The sequence below is a fragment of the Streptomyces sp. V3I8 genome (assembly GCF_030817535.1).
Lineage (GTDB): Bacteria > Actinomycetota > Actinomycetes > Streptomycetales > Streptomycetaceae > Streptomyces.
Genome location: NZ_JAUSZL010000002.1, coordinates 4,335,353 through 4,353,073 on the forward strand (window position 1 = coordinate 4,335,353; position 17,721 = coordinate 4,353,073).

Here is a 17,721-nt window from a genome sequence, read left to right on the forward strand (position 1 = left end):
CCGGTCATTGTCACATTCATCAGTGGCACGTTACGGGCACGTACGGCGGTCGGCTTGGGACGGACGGTGGCATGACTTCGGAAGTGACCCTTCAGGGAGCGCGCGAGCGCCGGGTGCGTACGGGCGGGGTCGAGCTGTGTGTCGCCGAGCTGGGCGATCCCGCGCGGCCCACGGTGGTGCTCGTGCACGGCTATCCGGACTCCAAGGAGGTGTGGTCCGAGGTCGCCGGACGCCTGGCGGAACGCTTCCACGTCGTGCTGTACGACGTGCGCGGCCACGGCGGGTCCACCGCACCCCGCCCCCTGCGCGGCGGGTTCACCCTGGAGAAGCTGACGGACGACTTCCTGGCGGTCGTGGACGCGGTCAGCCCGGACCGGCCGGTGCACCTGGTGGGTCACGACTGGGGTTCGGTGCAGGCCTGGGAGTTCACCACGGTCGGCCGCACGAAGGGGCGGATCGCCTCCTTCACGTCGATGTCCGGTCCTTCCCTCGACCACTTCGGGCACTGGATCAAGAAGCGCATGACCCGTCCCACGCCCCGCCGGGTCGGCCAACTGCTCGGCCAGGGAGCCAAGTCCTGGTACGTGTACCTCCTGCACACCCCCGTCCTGCCCGAACTCGCCTGGCGCGGCCCCCTCGGGAGGCAGTGGCCGAAGATCCTGCGCCGGCTCGAGAAGGTCCCCGCGGGCGACTATCCGACCCCGTCGCTGCCCACGGACGCGGCCCACGGCGCCTGGCTGTACCGCGACAACGTCCGCCCCCGTCTGCGCGCGCCCCGCACCGACGCGTACGCGCACGCGCCCGTGCAGCTCATCACGCCGCTGGGGGACGCGTTCCTGTCGGAGAAGCTCTACGACGAACTGGAGTCGTGGGCACCGCGGCTGGTGCGCCGCACCCTCCCGGCCAAGCACTGGGTGCCGCGCACCCGGCCCGACCAGCTGGCCGCCTGGATCACCGACTTCGTGACCGCCACCGAGGACGGCCGGCCCGCGCCGCGGGCGCGCGGCCCGCACGCCGAACGCTTCGGCGGACAGCTCGTGCTGGTCACCGGCGCGGGCAGCGGCATCGGACGGGCCACCGCCCTCGCCTTCGCCGGGGCGGGCGCGCGCGTGGTGGCCGTCGACCGGGACGCGGACAGCGCGGCGCGCACCGCCGAACTGTCCCGGTCGGCCGGCGCCCCGCAGGCGTGGGCCGAGACGGTCGACGTCTCGGACGAGCAGGCCATGGAACAGCTCGCCGCGAAGGTCGCCGCCGAGTACGGGGTGGTCGACGTCCTGGTGAACAACGCCGGGATCGGCCTGTCCGGCTCCTTCCTGGACACCGGCGTGGACGACTGGCGCAAGGTCCTCGACGTCAACCTGTGGGGTGTGATCCACGGCTGCCGGCTCTTCGGGAAGCAGATGGCCGAGCGCGGACAGGGCGGCCACATCGTCAACACCGCGTCGGCGGCCGCGTACCTGCCGTCGAAGGCGCTGCCCGCCTACAGCACCTCCAAGGCGGCGGTCCTGATGCTCAGTGAGTGTCTGCGCGCCGAACTGGCGGGCCGGGGCATCGGGGTCTCGGCGATCTGCCCCGGTTTCGTCAACACCGGCATCACCTCCACCGCCCGCTTCACCGGAGTCGACGCGGACGAGGAGGAACGGCGCCGGAAGAGGTCCGCACGGCTGTACGGGCTGCGCAACTACCCGCCGGAGAAGGTCGCCGCGGCCGTTCTGCGGGCCGTCGTCCGCAACCAGGCCGTGGTGCCCGTGACGGCGGAGGCGCGCGGCGGCCGCCTCATGTCCCGCCTCGCTCCCGGGGCGCTGCGCGCGATCGCGCGGATGGAGCCCCCGCTGTGACCGGGCGGCACACCACCGTCACGCCGGTGCACGGAGGGCCCCTGCCCACCGGGAGGGCGGCGCCGCGGCGACCGCGTGGCGGCGGAGATCCGGAAGGACGGGGACAGTGACCGACGAGCCGGCCGGCGCCGCGTACCGGATCGAGGACCTGGCGCACCTCAGTGGCGCCACGGTCCGGACGATCCGCGGCTACCAGGACCGCGGACTGCTCCCCCGTCCCGAGCGGCGCGGCCGCGCCAACGTCTACTCGGACACGCATCTGACCCGACTGCGGCAGATCGCCGAGCTGCTGGAACGCGGCTACACCCTGGCGTCCATCAAGGAGCTCCTGGAGGCCTGGGACGCGGGACGCGGACTCGGAGGCGTACTCGGACTGGTCGCCGAGGTCGACGGGCCGTGGACGGACGAGGAGGCGGTCCGTATCTCGCGGGCCGAGCTCGACGAACGGTTCGGCGGCGAGCCGGACGACGCGGCGGTGGCCGACGCCGTCGAGCTCGGAGTGCTCGAACGGATCCCGGGACAGGACGACACGTTCCTCGTACCGAGCCCCCAGGAACTGGCGGTGGCGGCCGAGCTGCACGAGGCGGGTGTCCCCCTGTCCGCGATCTCCGTCCATCTGCGGGAGTTGAGGGGCCAGGTCGAGCACATCGCCGTACGCTTCCTGGAGTTCACGACCGAGCACGTCTTCGCCCGCTATCTGGTCGGTCGTCCGCCGACCGACGCCGACGCCACCGAAGCGGCGGCCCTCGTACGACGGCTCCGGCCGCTCGCCCGGCAGACGGTGGACGCCGAACTGGCTCGGGCCATGCGGCTGTTCGCGCACCGCGAGTTGCACCGCCGGCTGGGCACGGACCGGCACCGTCCCGGTAAGGGGAAGACGCGCGACGTGGCGGTACCGGAGCCGACGATGACCGCTGTGGAAGGGCTGGTCGGCGCGGAGCACGCGTCCGAGTTCTTCACCTTGGCCGCGGAACGCGAGCTGCGCGCACGGCGTTTGGACGCACTGGCCACAAAAGCCGCGCCGTCAAACAAACTTGACGAACCGTTGTGATGAGTCGGCCGGTTGTCCACAGATTTATCAACTGGCGTTGTGGATAACGCATTTGGCTGTGGATCAAACCTCGACAACAAAATCGTTCGCGTGATCAGCGTCTCACCGGGGACCCTGACGGGATGGACCAGAGCGACCCGAAGGAAACCGGTGCCGACGCAACCGGTGCCGACGCAACCGGTGCCGACGAAAGACGCACCGTGAAGGTGTCGAAGTACCTCTCGAAGCATCTGCGGCACCAGCCCGAACGGATCGGGCTCACGCTCGACGAGGGCGGCTGGGTCGAGATCGGCACGTTGACGGCCGCGGCGGCCGCCCACGGCTTCCGGTTCACCCGGGCCGAGCTCGAACACGTGGTGGCCCACAACGACAAGCGGCGTTTCGCGATCGAGGGCACCCGGATCCGGGCCAGCCAGGGGCACTCCGTGGAGGTGGACCTGGGACTGCCCCCGGCGACCCCGCCCGCGTACCTCCACCACGGGACCGTCGCCCGCAGTCTGGACGCGATCCGCGCCGAGGGCCTGCTGCCCATGGACCGGCACGACGTGCACCTCTCGGCGGACCGCGAAACGGCGACCCGCGTCGGTGCCCGCCGCGGCCGTCCGGTCGTGCTCGCCGTGGACGCGGGCGCCATGGACCGCGACGGCCACGTCTTCAGGGTCAGCGCCAACGGCGTCTGGCTCACGGCCGCCGTGCCCCCGCGTTACCTGCGGTTTCCGGCGACGCACTGACCGGGACGGGCCGGATCCGTCCCCGCCGGTCGCCGTTGCGGTGGGGCCCGGGGCTGCGCATAGGCTCTGAGGCATGAGTCTGCGTCTGAGCACCGTGATCCTGCCGTACCTCCGCTGGCACGAGGGAGGGCGTTCCGCCTGGCAGCGCGCGGAACAGCTCGGGTTCCACACCGCCTTCACGTACGACCACCTGGCCTGGCGGACGTTCCGCGAAGGCCCCTGGTACGGCGCCGTGCCGACGCTGACCGCCGCCGCGGGCGCCACCGACCGCATGCGCCTCGGCACCCTGGTGACCTCCCCGAACTTCCGGCACCCGGTGACCCTCGCCAAGGAACTGATCTCGCTCGACGACATCTCCGGTGGCAGGATCACGCTGGGCATCGGCGCCGGCGGTTCCGGCTTCGACGCCACGACGCTGCTGCGCACCGGTGAGGAGCCGTGGACGCCGCGGGAGCGGGCCGACCGCTTCGGCGAGTTCGTACCGCTGCTCGACCGGCTGCTCACCGAGGACGCCGTGTCGTACGACGGAACGTTCTACTCGGCGCGCGAGGCCTACAACATCCCCGGCTGTGTCCAGCGGCCCCGGCTGCCCTTCGCCGTGGCCGCCACCGGGCCGCGCGGGCTGAAACTCGCCGCCGCGCACGGGCAGGCCTGGGTGACCACCGGCGACCCGAAGCTGTTCGAGGCGGGCACTCCGGAGCAGTCGGTGCAGGCCCTGCGGGGCCAGGTGGAGAAATTGACCGCCGCGTGCGAGGCGGTCGGCCGCGATGTGCGGGAGCTCGACAAGATCCTGCTCACCGGCTTCACCCCGGACCGCGGCCGTCCGCTGGAGTCCCTCGACGCGTTCGTCGACTTCGCGGGACGTCACCTGGAGCTCGGCTTCACGGACATCGTGATCCACTGGCCGATCCCGGACTCCGACTTCGCGGCGGACGAGAAGGTCTTCGCGTCCATCGCGACGGAAGCGGTCGGACAGCTGGGCTGACGCCCCGGCCGGCGTCAGCTCGACGTCAGCCCTTGTCCGTGGGGCGTCTCTTTCCGCGGGTCGTCTCTTGTCCGTGGGGCGTCTCTTGTCCGTGGGGCGTCGTGGATTGCTCGCGCAATTCCCGGCGCCTCGCACGGGGCGGCCACCGGACCGGCAAAAGACCAGGTGGAGGCGGGTGTCACTCACATGTGCGGACCGCCGCACGGCCGTGCGCACGTGTGCGGGAGAATGGTGAAGTGACCTCAGCGACCCGACAGCCGGGGATTCCGGCCTCCCCCCTCCCGCCCCGCCTGATCGCCACGGATCTCGACGGCACCCTGCTGGGCGACGACAAGTCCGTCTCGCCGCGCACGGTGGCCGCCCTGGCCGCCGCCGAGGCCGCCGGCATCGAGGTCTTCTTCGTCACCGGGCGCCCGGCCCGCTGGATGGACGTCGTCAGCGATCACGTCCACGGCCACGGCCTCGCCATCTGCGGGAACGGCGCCGCCGTGGTCGACCTGCACGGCGGCCCCGGCGCCCACCGTTTCGTCAAGGTCCGGGAACTGGCGCGGGAGAACGCGCTGGACGCCGTACGGCTGCTGCGCGACGCCGCTCCGGGGACGCTCTTCGCCATCGAGCAGACGTACGGCTTCTACCAGGAGCCTGAGTACCCCAAGCTGCACCTGGAGGCGCCCGACAGCCTCGCGCCCGCCGAGAAACTCCTGGCGCCGGACGCCCCGGGTGCCGACGAACCGGTCCTCAAGATCCTCGCCTACCACCACGACATCGCCCCGGACGACTTCCTCATGACCGCCCGGCTGGCCATCGGCGACCGGGCCGATGTGACCCGGTCCAGTCCCAGCGCTCTGCTGGAGATCAGCGGCCCCGGTGTCTCCAAGGCGAGCACCCTCGCGCTGTGCTGCGCCGAGCGCGGTATCTCGCACGAGGAGGTCGTCGCCTTCGGCGACATGCCGAACGACGTGGAGATGCTCACCTGGGCGGGCACGTCGTACGCGATGGGCAACGCGCACCCCGCGGTGATCGCCGCGGCGTCCGGACGTACGGCCGCCAACACCGAGGACGGCGTGGCCGTCGTGATCGAGCGGATACTCGCGGAGCGCGGGGCGTCCTAGAGCCGCACCCCCCGTTCGGCCAGCCACTCCCGCGGATCGACCGCCGAGCCGGCCTGTGGGGTCAGGCGTACCTCGAAGTGCAGGTGCGGCCCGGTGGAGTTGCCGGTCGTGCCCGACTGGCCGACCCACTGCCCGACGGACACCCGCTCCCCCTGGTCCACGGTGGCGGCGGCCAGGTGGGCGTACTGCGTGTAGTAACCCCCCGCGTGCCTCACCACGACCTCGATGCCGAACGGGCCGCCGCACGCCACCTTCACCACCCGTCCCGCGCCGGCCGCCCGCACCGGCGTGCCGATGTCCACCGCGAAGTCCTGCCCGGTGTGCCGGTTCGCCCAGCGGTCACCGCCGCTGCCGAAACCGGCGGAGAGCGCGTACGTCTCCACCGGCGGGATCCACGGCTGTGTGAAGGCCGTACGCGGCTGGTCGAGCCGGACGGAGCCCCGGCACGCACCGGCGGCCACCGAGGCGTCCGCCCGCCCCTGGAGCGCTCCCTGGGCCTTCTTCAGTTTCCGCTCGATCTCCCGCTTGATCCCGGCGAGCTCGCCGTTGCGCCGATCCAGCGCCTGCCATGCCGACGCCGCCCTGGCCTCGTCGGCGGCCAGCCGGGTCTCGGCCCGACGGCTCCTGCCGACCGTGTGGTCGACCGTCAGACCGACCTGCCGGACGGCCCGCTGCCCGCGCATCAGCTCGTCGGGATTGCGCGCGAGCAGCATCCGAACGGCGTGCGGAAGGCCGCCGCCGCTCCGGTACTGGGCGCGCGCGATACGGCCGACTTCCCCGCGCAGCACCTCGACGTCCTGCCGCTCGCGGTCGAGGAGCCGCTCCAGCCGCCGCGCCCGCCCCCGCTGCGTCTCGGCCGCGCGACGGCCCTCCTCGTACCGCTGCGTCGCCTCCGACGCCTCCTCGTACAGCCGCACCACCTCGGCGCTCAGCCCGTCGGAACCGTCCGCGTCCCCGGAAGCCGCCGCGGGTCCCGCCACCAGGACGGCCACCGCGCACAGCAGCACCGGGACGAGCAGGGAGGAGCGACGACGTGAGCGCATGACATGGATCGTGTCGCGTACGGACCGCCGCGGGCCCGTCCGAGTCGTACACCTGGGGGAGCGGCCGGCACGGACGGACCACTGCGCTGGGCCGAACGGAGTACCACCGGGGACACCGGGCCGCGCCGGGACCGCGGCCCGGCCGGCTCAGTACGGCGCCTCCCAGACCACCGACGTACCGCCGCCCTCCCGCCCGGCCCCCGGCCCGTACCAGCTGTCCCCGCCGAGCGACTCCGCCCGGCGACTGAGGTTCTTCAGCCCGCTGCGCCTGCCCCCTTCCGGGATGCCGACGCCGTCGTCCGCGACCGTCAGGCGCACGCCGGACCGCTGGTCCGCGAGCCGTGCCGTCGCGTCCACGGTGACGTCGATACGGGAGGCTCCCGCGTGCCGGAAGGCGTTGGACAGTGCTTCGCGCAGGGCCGCGATCAGGTTCTTGGCCGTGAGTTCGCCGACCACCGTGTCGACCTGGCCGACGAAGCGGTGCGAGGGGGTGAAGCCGAGCGGTACGGCGGCCATGTTGATCTCGCGCAGTACCCGTGTCCGCAGTCCGGTCGGGAACTCCGCCGGTCCCTGCTGGAGCGCGAAGACGGCCGTGCGGATCTCCTGGATCGTGACGTCCAGTTCGTCGACGGCCTTGCCGACGCCCCGCCGCACCTCGGGCAGGACGGACCGCCGCTGTGCGCTCTCCAGCAGCATCCCGGTGGCGAACAGCCGCTGGATGACGAGATCGTGCAGGTCACGGGCGATCCGGTCGCGGTCCTCGAAGACCGCGAGCCGCTCCCGGTCCCGCTGGGCCTCGGCCATCATCAGCGCGAGCGCGGCCTGCGAGGCGAACTGCGTCGCCAGGGTGCGCTCGACGTCCGTGAACGGGCGCGCATCCCCGGCCCGCGCCATGACGAGGCTCCCGAGGACCCGGCCGCTGCTCTGCAGGGGAAGGAGCAGGGTCGGCCCGTAACCGCGGGCCAGGTCGGAGTGCATCCGGGGGTCGCGGGCCGCGTCCTCGATGAAGACCGCCCGACCCGCGAGGAGGTGACCGGCCACCGCGTTCTCGGGCGGCACGACCAGCCCCAGCGTCCTCGACGGCCGCTCGGAGGCGACGGCAACGATCTCCAGGCCGCCCTGCGCGGCGGGCAGCAGCACCAGTGCGGCCATCGAGTCGGAGAGCCTGCGGGCCTGTTCCGCGACCACCTGGAGGGCTTCGTCGGCGTCCCCTCCGGAGAGCAGCGCGGTGGTGACGGCCACGGATCCGTCGATCCAGCGTTCACGCCGCTTGGCGGCCTCGTACAGCCGCGCGTTCCCGAGGGCGATGCCCGCCTCCCGCGCCAGTACGCGCACCATGTCGAGGTCGTGGTCGCCGAACGGTCCGCCGTCGCGCTTCTCGGCGAGGTGGAGGGTGCCGAGCCTTTCGCCCCGCACGCGGATGGGGGCCCGCAGGAAGCCGGGCGCCGGTGATCCGCCGGGTCCCTCGTGCCCGGCCGGCAGCCGTCCGATCCAGCGGACCTGCCGCCCTTCGGGGTCCTCGCACGGCGGCCCTTCGGGGTCCTCGCACGGTCGCCCGTCGGGTCCGTGCCCGGCGGAGCCCTCCTCGCACTCCGCCGTCAGTCCGACCGCCGCGTAGCGCGCGTCCGCCAGCTCGGCCGCGGTCTCGCAGATCCGTTCCAGCGTGGACCGCAGGTGCAGCCCGCTCCCCACCGCCCGCATCGCCTCCAGCAGCCGCGGCACATCGTCTGGGTTCGGAGTGCCACCGGGGCCCGGCTCGACTGACATGAACCGAGCCTAATCAGTGGCATTTGTCAGGGAAAGTCGGGCCTGGCCGGTCGGGTCTGACTGATGCAGCCCGGCCGGTCGGGTCCGGCCGGTCGGGCCGTCAGCGCATGAGAGCCGATGTCTCCGTCCGGCTCTCCCGCTCGGACATCTCCCGCAGCGGCCCCTGCGCACGCACCAGTTCGTCGAAGGGCCCTCGCTGCACCACCTGCCCCCGGGCCAGGACGATCACCTCGTCCACCGCTTCCAGCCCCGCCAGCCGGTGCGTGATCATCAGCGTCGTGCGTCCCTCGGTCGCGGCCAGCAGGTCGGCGGTGAGGGCGTCGGCGGTCGCGAGGTCGAGGTGTTCCGCGGGCTCGTCGAGAACGAGCACGGGGAAGTCCGCGAGCAGGGCACGGGCCAGCGCCAGCCGCTGCCGCTGTCCCCCGGACAGCCGCGCGCCGTGTTCCCCGATCAGCATGTCGAGTCCGTCGGGCAGCCCGTCGGCCCAGTCGAGCAGCCGCACCCGTCGCAGCACGTCCCGCAGGTCGGAGTCGGTGGCTTCCTTCCGGGCGAGCAGCAGGTTCTCGCGCACCGAACTGTCGAAGAGGTGGGCGTCCTGCGCGCAGAGGCCCACCATGCGCCGCACGTCGTCACCGTCCATGCCGTACGCGTCCACACCGCCCAAGGTGTACGTCCCCCCGCGCGGGTCGAGGAACCGCAGCAGGACCTGTGCCAGCGTCGTCTTGCCCGATCCGGACGCGCCGACGACCGCGGTCCGGCGCCCTCGTTCGAGCACCAGGTCCACCCCGGCGACCGCGTCCCGCTCCTGGCCCCCGTGCCGGGCCGTCATGCCCTTCAGCACGAGCGGGAACGGCGACCCGGGGGCCTGCTCGGGCCGCTCCGGTTCCCGTACGGGCTCGGGCGCGTCCAGGACCTCGTACACGCGCTCCGCGCTCCTGCGCACCCGCTGCCGGTACTGGGCCGCGAGGGGCAGCCCGAGGACGGCTTCGAACGCGGCCAGGGGTGTGAGGACGACGACAGCGGTCGTCACACCGCCGAGGCGGCCGTCGAGGACCGCCCGGACGGCGAAGAACGCGGCGGCCGTGACGGTGAGCCCGGAGATCAGCGCGGTGAGCCCGTCACCGAGGGCGGTGGCGGTGGCCGCGCGCGAGGTGATGCGGGTGAGGTCCGCGTCGGCCCGCCGTGCTTCGGCGGTACGGGCGGGCAGCGCGCCCGCGACCGTCAGTTCGGCGGTTCCGGTGAGGAGATCGGCCACGCGGGTCGCGAGCGCACCCCGTGCCGGTGCCAGCCGGCGCTCGGCACGGCGCGCGACGGCGCCGGTCACCAGCGGAACGCCCACGCCGGCGGCGAGCAGCCCGACGGCGAGGGCGGCGCCGGCCTCGGGCAGCAGCCAGGCCGTGAACCCGACCGAGCCGGCGGAGACGACGGCCGCCGCTGTGGTGGGCAGCAGCCAGCGCAGCCAGTAGTCCTGCAGCGCGTCGACGTCGGTGACGAGCCGCGACAGCAGGTCACCGCGCCGGGTGGTACGCAGTCCGGCGGGCGCCAGCCGCTCGAGGCGCCGGTACACGGCGACCCTGGTGTCGGCGAGCATCCGCAGCACGGCGTCGTGCGACACCAGCCGTTCGGCGTACCGGAAGACGGCCCGCCCGATGCCGAACGTCCGCGTGGCCGTCACGGCGACCATCAGATAGAGGACGGGCGGCTGCTGCGAGGCCCTGGAGATCAGCCAGCCCGAGGTGGCCATGAGGCCGACGGCGCTCCCGATCGCGAGACTGCCGAGGAGCAGCGCCAGCGCCAGCCGTCCACGGCGGGGCCCCGCCATGGCCCGTACGCGCGCGAGCACCCCGCCCCGCCCTGCGGGGAGCACGGGGATCTCTTCCCCGCCCGCCGCCGGTACCACGGGCACCGCGTCGGGGTAAGAGGGTTCCGTGCGGCCCGCGGCGTGGTCCACACCGTCGGGCTCTGCGACGCGGTCCGCCGGAGCCACCGGTCGCAGACGCACCACCCGGTCCGCCACGGCCAGCAGGGCGGGCCGGTGGACGACCAGGAGCACGGTCCGTCCGACGGCCAGCCGCCGGACCGCCTCCACGACCTGCGCCTCGGTCGCCCCGTCCAGCGCGGCGGTCGGTTCGTCCAGCAGCAGCACCGGCCGGTCCGCGAGGAAGGCCCGTGCCAGGGCGAGCCGTTGCCGCTGCCCCGCGGACAGCCCGGCACCGTCCTCACCGAGAACCGTGTCCGGCCCGTCCGGCAGCGCGTCCACGAACTCCAGGGCACCGGCGTCGGCCAGCGCCTCCCGCACCGCCGCGTCGTCCGCCCCGGGCCGTGCCAGTCGTACGTTCTCGGCGACGGACCCGGCGAACAGGTGGGGCCGCTGCGGTACCCAGGCGACCTGCGCACGCCACTCCTCGATATCGGCTTCCGCGAGATCGACCCCACCGGCGCCGACCCGACCCGCCGTGGGTTCGACGAACCCCAGCAGCACGTTCAGGAGGGTCGTCTTGCCCACGCCGCTGGGGCCGACCAGGGCCACCGTCTCCCCGGGCCGGACCGCGAAGGACACGTCCGTCACCGCGTCGGCCGAACGCCCGGGATACCGGACCGTCACGCCTTCGAAGCGCAGCTCGCCGGAGGAGGGCACGGCACCGGTCCCGGGCGCCCGCACGGGCGTCTCCAGGACCGAGAAGATCTCCTCGGCGGCCGACAGCCCTTCCGCCGCCGCGTGGTACTGCGTCCCGACCTGGCGCAGCGGCAGATACGCCTCGGGGGCGAGGATCAGCACGACCAGACCGTCGTACAGCTCCATCTCACCGTGGACGAGCCGCATCCCGATGGTCACTGCGACCAGGGCGACCGAGAGCGTGGCGAGCAGTTCCAGCGCGAAGGACGAGATGAAGGCGATCCGCAGGGTCCGCATGGTCGCCTGCCGGTACTCACCGGTGATCCGCCGGATGGACTCGGCCTGCGCCTTGGCGCGTCCGAACACCTTGAGGGTGGGCAGCCCCGCGACCACGTCCAGGAAGTGCCCCGAGAGCCGGGACAGCAGGTGCCACTGCCGGTCCGTCTGGGACTGCGTGACCCAGCCGATGAGCATCATGAAGACCGGGATGAGCGGCAGGGTGCCCACGATGATCGCCGCCGACACCCAGTCCTCGGTGACGATCCGGGCGAGCACGGCGACGGGCACGACCACTGCGAGCCCCAGCTGCGGCAGGTAGCGCGAGAAGTAGTCGTCCAGGGCGTCCACCCCGCGTGTGGCGAGCGCGATCAGTGAACCCGTCCGCTGCCCGTTCAGCCACCCCGGCCCCAGCTCGCCGGCCCGCTCCAGCAACCTCCCCCGCAGCTCCGACTTGACCGCCGCGCTCGCCCGGTGTGCCGCGAGTTCGGTCAGCCAGGAGACGAGGGCACGGCCGATCGCCACAGACGCCAACAGCAGGAGCGGCGTACGGAGTTCACCGGTCGTCAGCCCACGCTGGAAGGCGCCGACCACCACTTCGGCGATGAGCATGGCCTGGGCGATGACCAGCCCCGCACCCACGACCCCCAGGCCGACGACCGTCATCAGGAAGAAGCGGGTGGCGCGGGCGTAGCGGAGGAGTCGCGGGTCGATCGGTTTCACGTGAAACACACCCTCGGATCAAGCAGGTGTGTTTCACGTGAAACACACCTTTCTCTCATGAGGTCGTGTTTCACGTGAAACACGACCTTTGGACTCATCGGGCTCAGTGTGCGGCTTCGGCGATGTGCTGCGTACCGATCCGCTTGCGGAAGACCCAGTACGTCCAGGCCTGGTAGAGCATCACCACCGGTGTCGCGATCACCGCACACCAGGTCATGATCTTCAGCGTGTACGGGCTCGACGAGGCGTTGGTGACCGTGAGGCTCCACTCGTCGTTGAGCGAGGACGGCATGACGTTCGGGAAGAGCGTCAGGAAGAGCATCGCGACCGCGGCGACGATGGTGAGGCCCGACAGCGCGAAGGCCCAGCCTTCACGGCCTGCCTGGTTCGCCCCGATCGCCGCGACGAGCGCGATCACCGCCACGACCAGTGCGGCCAGGCTCTTGCCGTCGCCGTTCTCGGCCTGGGTCCAGAGCAGGAAGACCAGCGCGAGGACAGCCGTCACCAGTCCGAGCCCGAGTGCCGCCTTCCGCGCCCGTATCCGGATGTCACCGACGGTCTTGAGCGCCGCGAACACCGCCCCGTGGAAGGTGAACAGCGTCAGTGTCACCAGACCGCCCAGGAGGGCGTACGGGTTGAGCAGGTCCCAGAGGGAACCCACGTACTCCATGTCCTGGTCTATCTTCACGCCCCGCACGATGTTGCCGAAGGCCACACCCCACAGGAAGGCCGGGAGCAGCGAGGTCCAGAAGATCGCGTTCTCCCAGTTGCGCTGCCACTGCTCCTCGGGCCGCTTGGCCCGGTACTCGAAGGCGACTCCGCGCAGGATCAGACAGATCAGGATGAGCAGCAGGGGCAGGTAGAAGCCGGAGAAGAGGGTGGCGTACCACTCGGGGAAGGCGGCGAAGGTGGCACCGCCCGCCGAGAGCAGCCACACCTCGTTACCGTCCCAGACCGGCCCGATGGTGTTGATCAGCACCCGCTTCTCGGTCCGGTTACGGGCGAGCAGCTTGGTGAGAACACCGATCCCGAAGTCGAAGCCCTCCAGGAAGAAGTAGCCGGTCCACAGGACGGCGATGAGGACGAACCAGACGTCGTGAAGTTCCATGACTCAGCAGCTCCCTCGGCCTAGTAGGAGAAGGCCATCGGCTTGTCGGCGTCCCGGAGGTCGCCGCCGATCCTGGTGGGCGGGTTGAGGTCGGCCTCGGTGAGCTCGGGCGGTCCGGCCTTGATGTACTTCGCGAGCAGCTTCACCTCGACGACGGCGAGGATCGCGTAGATCGTGGTGAGGACGGCCAGCGAAATGATCATCTCGGTCTGGGACACGCCGGGGGAGACCGCGTCCCGGGTCTGCATCACGCCGTAGACGACCCAGGGCTGCCGGCCCATCTCGGTGAAGATCCAGCCCCAGGAGTTGGCGATCAGCGGGAAGGCCATCGTCCAGAGCGCCAGGAGCCAGTACAGCCGGGTGAGTCTGGACCCGAGGGGCTTCTTCAGCAGGACCAGGTGCGGCACCTCGTCCTCCCCCGTCCGCAGAGCGGCCGGCAGCAGGAACCTCTTGCGGGTGAGCCAGAGTCCCAGCAGGCCCAGGGAGAAGGACGCCATCCCGAAGCCGATCATCCAGCGGAAGCCCCAGTAGGCGACGGGGACGATGGGCTTGTAGTCGCCGGGGCCGAACTTCTCCTGCGAGGCCTTGTTGGTGTCGTTGATGCCGGGCACGTACGAGTCGAAGTCGCTGTGGGCGAGGAAGGACAGGAGCCCGGGTATCTCCAGGGCCACCTTGTTGTGCCCCTCGTCGACGTCGCCGTAGGCGAACACGGAGAAGGGTGCGGGCTTCTCGCCGTCCCACAGCGCCTCGGCCGCGGCCATCTTCATCGGCTGCTGCTCGTACATGACCTTGCCGAGGGTGTCCCCGCTGATCGCCGTGAGCATGCCGCCGACCGCCATGGTGACCAGGCCGAGCCGGAGCGAGGTGCGCATCACCGGTATGTGCTTCTTGCGCAGGAGGTGGGACGCGGCGATACCGACCATGAAGGCGCCGCCCGTCAGGAAGGCCGCCGAGAAGCTGTGGAAGACCTGGTTGAGCGCGGTGTTCTGGGTCAGGACCCGCCAGAAGTCGGTGAGCTCGGCCCGGCCCTTCTGCTCGTTGATCCGGTAGCCGACGGGGTGCTGCATCCAGGAGTTGGCGGCGAGGATGAAGTACGCCGACAGCAGGGTGCCGATCGAGACCATCCAGATGCAGGCGAGGTGGATCTTCTTCGGCAGCTTGTCCCAGCCGAAGATCCACAGCCCGATGAAGGTGGACTCGAAGAAGAAGGCGATCAGGGCCTCGAAGGCGAGCGGCGCTCCGAAGACGTCACCGACGAAGCGCGAGTAGTCGGACCAGTTCATACCGAACTGGAACTCCTGCACGATGCCCGTGACGACACCCATCGCGATGTTGATCAGGAAGAGCTTGCCCCAGAACTTAGTGGCTCTGAGGTACTTCTCCTTCTCCGTGCGCACCCAGGCGGTCTGCAGGCCCGCGGTGAGCGCGGCGAGCGAGATCGTGAGCGGGACGAAGAGGAAGTGGTAGACGGTGGTGATGCCGAACTGCCATCGGGCCACGGTTTCCGGTGCCAGAGCCAATTCCACGTCGTCATCTCCTTACGTCGCCGTAGAAACAGCGGCAGTTTGTCCCGCTTGTCAGTGACATCACGGGAGTAACTGGGACACGCTTGTGAACGCGTTCACATTCACAAGCAATTATGCAGCATGCGCGTTCGAGTGTGGAGAGGTGGGGGTGCCCGGGTGCCGATCCGGTCGCTACAGCTCCATAACACCAGGTCAGCGCAGGTGAAAGGGCATGGTGCCCCACCGGAAACAGCAGGCCCCGGCATCCCGCGAGGTGCGGGATACCGGGGCCTGGGCCGCCAGTGAGTCGGAGCTCACACGTCGGTCAGAGCTCCTTGCGGAAGTCTTCCGTCGCCCTCAGGAAGATGTCGTTCGCCTCGCGCTCGCCCACCGTCACACGGACCCCCTCGCCCGCGAAGGGCCGCACGACGACGCCGGCCTGCTCACACGCGGCGGCGAAGTCGGTGGTGCGCTCCCCGAGCCGCAGCCACACGAAGTTCGCCTGCGTGTCCGGCACCGTCCAGCCCTGGCCGCGCAGCGTCTCGACCACACGGGTGCGTTCGGTCACCAGCGCACCGACCCGGCCGAGCAGCTCGTCCTCGGCGCGCAGCGAGGCGACCGCCGCGTCCTGGGCGAGCTGGCTCACCCCGAAGGGCACGGCCGTCTTGCGCAGCGCCGCCGCCACCGGCTCGTGAGCGATCGCGAAGCCGACCCGCAGCCCGGCGAGACCGTACGCCTTGGAGAACGTACGCAGCACGCAGACGTTCGGCCGGTCCCGGTAGAGCTCGACGCCGTCCGGCACCTCGACATCGCGCACGAACTCCCTGTACGCCTCGTCGAGGACCACGAGGACGTCACCGGGCACCCGGTCGAGGAATCGTTCCAGCTCGGCCCGCCGTACCGCCGTGCCCGTCGGATTGTTGGGGTTGCAGACGAAAATGAGCCGCGTCCGGTCGGTGATCGCGTCGGCCATGGCGTCGAGGTCGTGCACGTCCCCCGGCGTCAGCGGCACCTGGACCGGCGTCGCCCCGCTGATGCGGGTGATGATCGGGTACGCCTCGAAGGACCGCCAGGCGTACATCACCTCGTCGCCCGGACCGGAGGTCGCCTGCACCAACTGCTGCGCCACGCCGACCGAGCCGGTACCGGTGGCCAGATGGGCCGGCGGCACTCCGAACCGCTCCGCCAGCTCGTTCATCAGCCCCGTGCACGCCATGTCCGGATAGCGGTTGAAGGCGCCCGCCGCCGCGCTCACGCTCTCCAGCACGCCCGGCAGCGGCGGATAGGGGTTCTCGTTGGAGGACAGCTTGTACGTCACCGGACCGTCCCCGGCCGCGGCGGGCCTGCCCGGCCTGTACGTGGGGATACCCTCCAGCTCGGCTCGCAGCTTCGGGCTCGTCTCGCTCACCGCAGTCCTCCTCGTGACCGTCTCCGGCTCATCACCGCCGCCGGCTGCCAATACTGCTCACCTTAAGAGGATTCGACGCCGCCGCGTACGGCCGGGACCGACCTCCCCGCCGGCACCGGTCACCGGGGGTGCGCACTCCCGGGCATCACCACTCGAAGGCGTACGAATGAGGGGGCGCGCCGCTCGTCCCGGCCCGCGCCGGTGGCTTGCGCCGTGGCGCGCATCCCTCGTGCAGGTGAGTTGAGACCTCTTCGAAACATGGCTCATTTAGCAGGCTCATGCGCGTCGACAAGTGACGTACTGCCATTGAATCCTTCAACCTCCTTGCTTTCCAAGGGAGTCGTGGATTTATGACCATGCAGAAACGTGCCTGTCAACGCGTGCATATGCGTCCGCACTACCCCACCGCATGAGCCCTACTATCGGCTCGCCATGACAGCAGCAGGGAAGCACCAGGTGAGCCGGTCGGATACCTCCCGCCGAGGAAGCCGGCCGGGCCGGGCGGGCATCAGAGACGTGGCCGCGGCCGCCGGAGTCTCCATCACGACGGTCTCCGACGCCCTCAACGGCAAGGGACGGCTTCCGGACGCCACAAGACGCCATGTCCGCGAGGTCGCCGACCGGCTGGGCTACCGCCCCTCCGCCGCGGCCCGGACGCTCCGCACCGGCAAGTCCGGCCTCATCGGCCTGACCGTGACGACGTACGGGGACGAACCCTTCACCTTCACGGAGTTCGCGTACTTCGCGGAGATGGCCCGAGCCGCCACCTCGGCCGCGCTCGCCCGGGGCTACGCCCTGGTCATCCTCCCCGCGACCTCGCGACACGACGTGTGGTCGAACGTGGCCCTGGACGGGACGGTCGTCATCGACCCCTCCGACCAGGACCCGGTCGTCAGCGAACTGGTCCGCCAGGGGTTACCGGTGGTCTCGGACGGCCGCCCGGCCGGCTCGCTGCCGGTGACCGCCTGGGTGGACAACGACCACGAGGCCGCGGTCCTGGGCATCCTCGACCACCTGGCCGCCGCCGGAGCCCGCCGGATCGGGCTGCTGACGGGCACGACCACGGACACCTACACGCACCTCTCCACGACCGCGTACCTGCGCTGGTGCGAACGGGTGGGCCAGGATCCCGTGTACGAGGCCTATCCCGCGCACGATCCGTGCGCGGGGGCCGTCGCGGCCGACCGGCTGCTCGCCCGGCCCGACCGGCCCGACGCCGTCTACGGGCTCTTCGACCCGAACGGCACCGACCTCCTCGCGGCGGCCCGGCGCTACGGACTGCGCGTCCCGGAGGACCTGCTCCTCGTCTGCTGCAGCGAGTCCACCGTCTACGCCAACACCGAGCCGCCCGTCACGACACTCTCGCTCAAACCGCGACGGATCGGCACGGCCGTGGTCCAGCTCCTCATCGACGCCATCGAGGGGGTCGAAACGGACCAACCGGTCGAGCAGGTGATACCGACGGAACTGATCGTGCGCACCTCCTCCCAGCGACGGCCGCCACGGACGACCGTCAGTGCGCCGAGGTCTCCGGAACAGGGGTGACCTCCCCCGCGG

General features: G+C 71.3%; 12 protein-coding genes. 6 read left to right on the plus strand and 6 right to left on the minus strand.

Annotated features, from left to right (window positions below; all coding sequences use genetic code 11):
* The first annotated feature begins 71 nt into the window (after positions 1 to 71).
* The 5 genes from QFZ75_RS19250 (at position 72) to QFZ75_RS19270 (ending at position 5,717) form a co-directional block, all read left to right on the plus strand.
* Positions 72 to 1,838, plus strand: coding sequence for an SDR family oxidoreductase (locus tag QFZ75_RS19250; protein WP_307538550.1), 1,767 nt, complete (start codon positions 72 to 74; stop codon positions 1,836 to 1,838).
* A 106-nt stretch (positions 1,839 to 1,944) separates the two neighbouring features.
* The gene (locus QFZ75_RS19255; RefSeq protein ID WP_307538552.1) at positions 1,945 to 2,889 is read left to right on the plus strand and encodes a MerR family transcriptional regulator; all 945 of its coding nucleotides are present in this window, start codon (positions 1,945 to 1,947) and stop codon (positions 2,887 to 2,889) included.
* 122 nt (positions 2,890 to 3,011) lie between these two features.
* The gene (locus QFZ75_RS19260) at positions 3,012 to 3,620 is read left to right on the plus strand and encodes an RNA 2'-phosphotransferase (protein ID WP_307538553.1); all 609 of its coding nucleotides are present in this window, start codon (positions 3,012 to 3,014) and stop codon (positions 3,618 to 3,620) included.
* Between the two features lie 73 nt (positions 3,621 to 3,693).
* On the plus strand, positions 3,694 to 4,605 hold the full coding sequence (locus tag QFZ75_RS19265) for an LLM class flavin-dependent oxidoreductase (protein ID WP_307538554.1): 912 nt from the start codon (positions 3,694 to 3,696) through the stop codon (positions 4,603 to 4,605).
* 236 nt (positions 4,606 to 4,841) lie between these two features.
* The gene (locus QFZ75_RS19270; RefSeq protein ID WP_307538557.1) at positions 4,842 to 5,717 is read left to right on the plus strand and encodes an HAD-IIB family hydrolase; all 876 of its coding nucleotides are present in this window, start codon (positions 4,842 to 4,844) and stop codon (positions 5,715 to 5,717) included.
* Here QFZ75_RS19270 and QFZ75_RS19275 read toward each other — a convergent pair.
* The 6 genes from QFZ75_RS19275 to hisC all read right to left on the minus strand — a co-directional run bounded on the left by QFZ75_RS19275 (position 5,714) and on the right by hisC (position 16,164).
* Complete coding sequence (locus QFZ75_RS19275; protein ID WP_307538559.1) at positions 5,714 to 6,760, minus strand: M23 family metallopeptidase; 1,047 nt, start codon at positions 6,758 to 6,760, stop codon at positions 5,714 to 5,716. The genes QFZ75_RS19270 and QFZ75_RS19275 overlap by 4 nt on opposite strands.
* 147 nt (positions 6,761 to 6,907) lie before the next feature.
* On the minus strand, positions 6,908 to 8,527 hold the full coding sequence (locus QFZ75_RS19280; protein WP_307538560.1) for a GAF domain-containing sensor histidine kinase: 1,620 nt from the start codon (positions 8,525 to 8,527) through the stop codon (positions 6,908 to 6,910).
* A 100-nt stretch (positions 8,528 to 8,627) separates the two neighbouring features.
* Entirely contained in the window at positions 8,628 to 12,143 is a 3,516-nt protein-coding gene (cydD, locus tag QFZ75_RS19285) for a thiol reductant ABC exporter subunit CydD (protein WP_307538562.1), read from the minus strand.
* 103 nt (positions 12,144 to 12,246) lie between these two features.
* Positions 12,247 to 13,251 (minus strand): cytochrome d ubiquinol oxidase subunit II, encoded by a 1,005-nt coding sequence (gene cydB, locus QFZ75_RS19290; RefSeq protein WP_307538564.1) that lies wholly within the window; start codon positions 13,249 to 13,251, stop codon positions 12,247 to 12,249.
* Between the two features lie 20 nt (positions 13,252 to 13,271).
* On the minus strand, positions 13,272 to 14,777 hold the full coding sequence (locus tag QFZ75_RS19295; RefSeq protein ID WP_307538566.1) for a cytochrome ubiquinol oxidase subunit I: 1,506 nt from the start codon (positions 14,775 to 14,777) through the stop codon (positions 13,272 to 13,274).
* Between the two features lie 304 nt (positions 14,778 to 15,081).
* On the minus strand, positions 15,082 to 16,164 hold the full coding sequence (gene hisC / locus QFZ75_RS19300) for a histidinol-phosphate transaminase (protein ID WP_307538568.1): 1,083 nt from the start codon (positions 16,162 to 16,164) through the stop codon (positions 15,082 to 15,084).
* 432 nt (positions 16,165 to 16,596) lie between these two features.
* On the opposite strand from hisC, the gene QFZ75_RS19305 reads away from it, so the two are divergent.
* Positions 16,597 to 17,709, plus strand: a complete 1,113-nt coding sequence (locus tag QFZ75_RS19305; RefSeq protein ID WP_307538570.1) for a LacI family DNA-binding transcriptional regulator — start codon at positions 16,597 to 16,599, stop codon at positions 17,707 to 17,709.
* Positions 17,710 to 17,721: the final 12 nt, after the last annotated feature.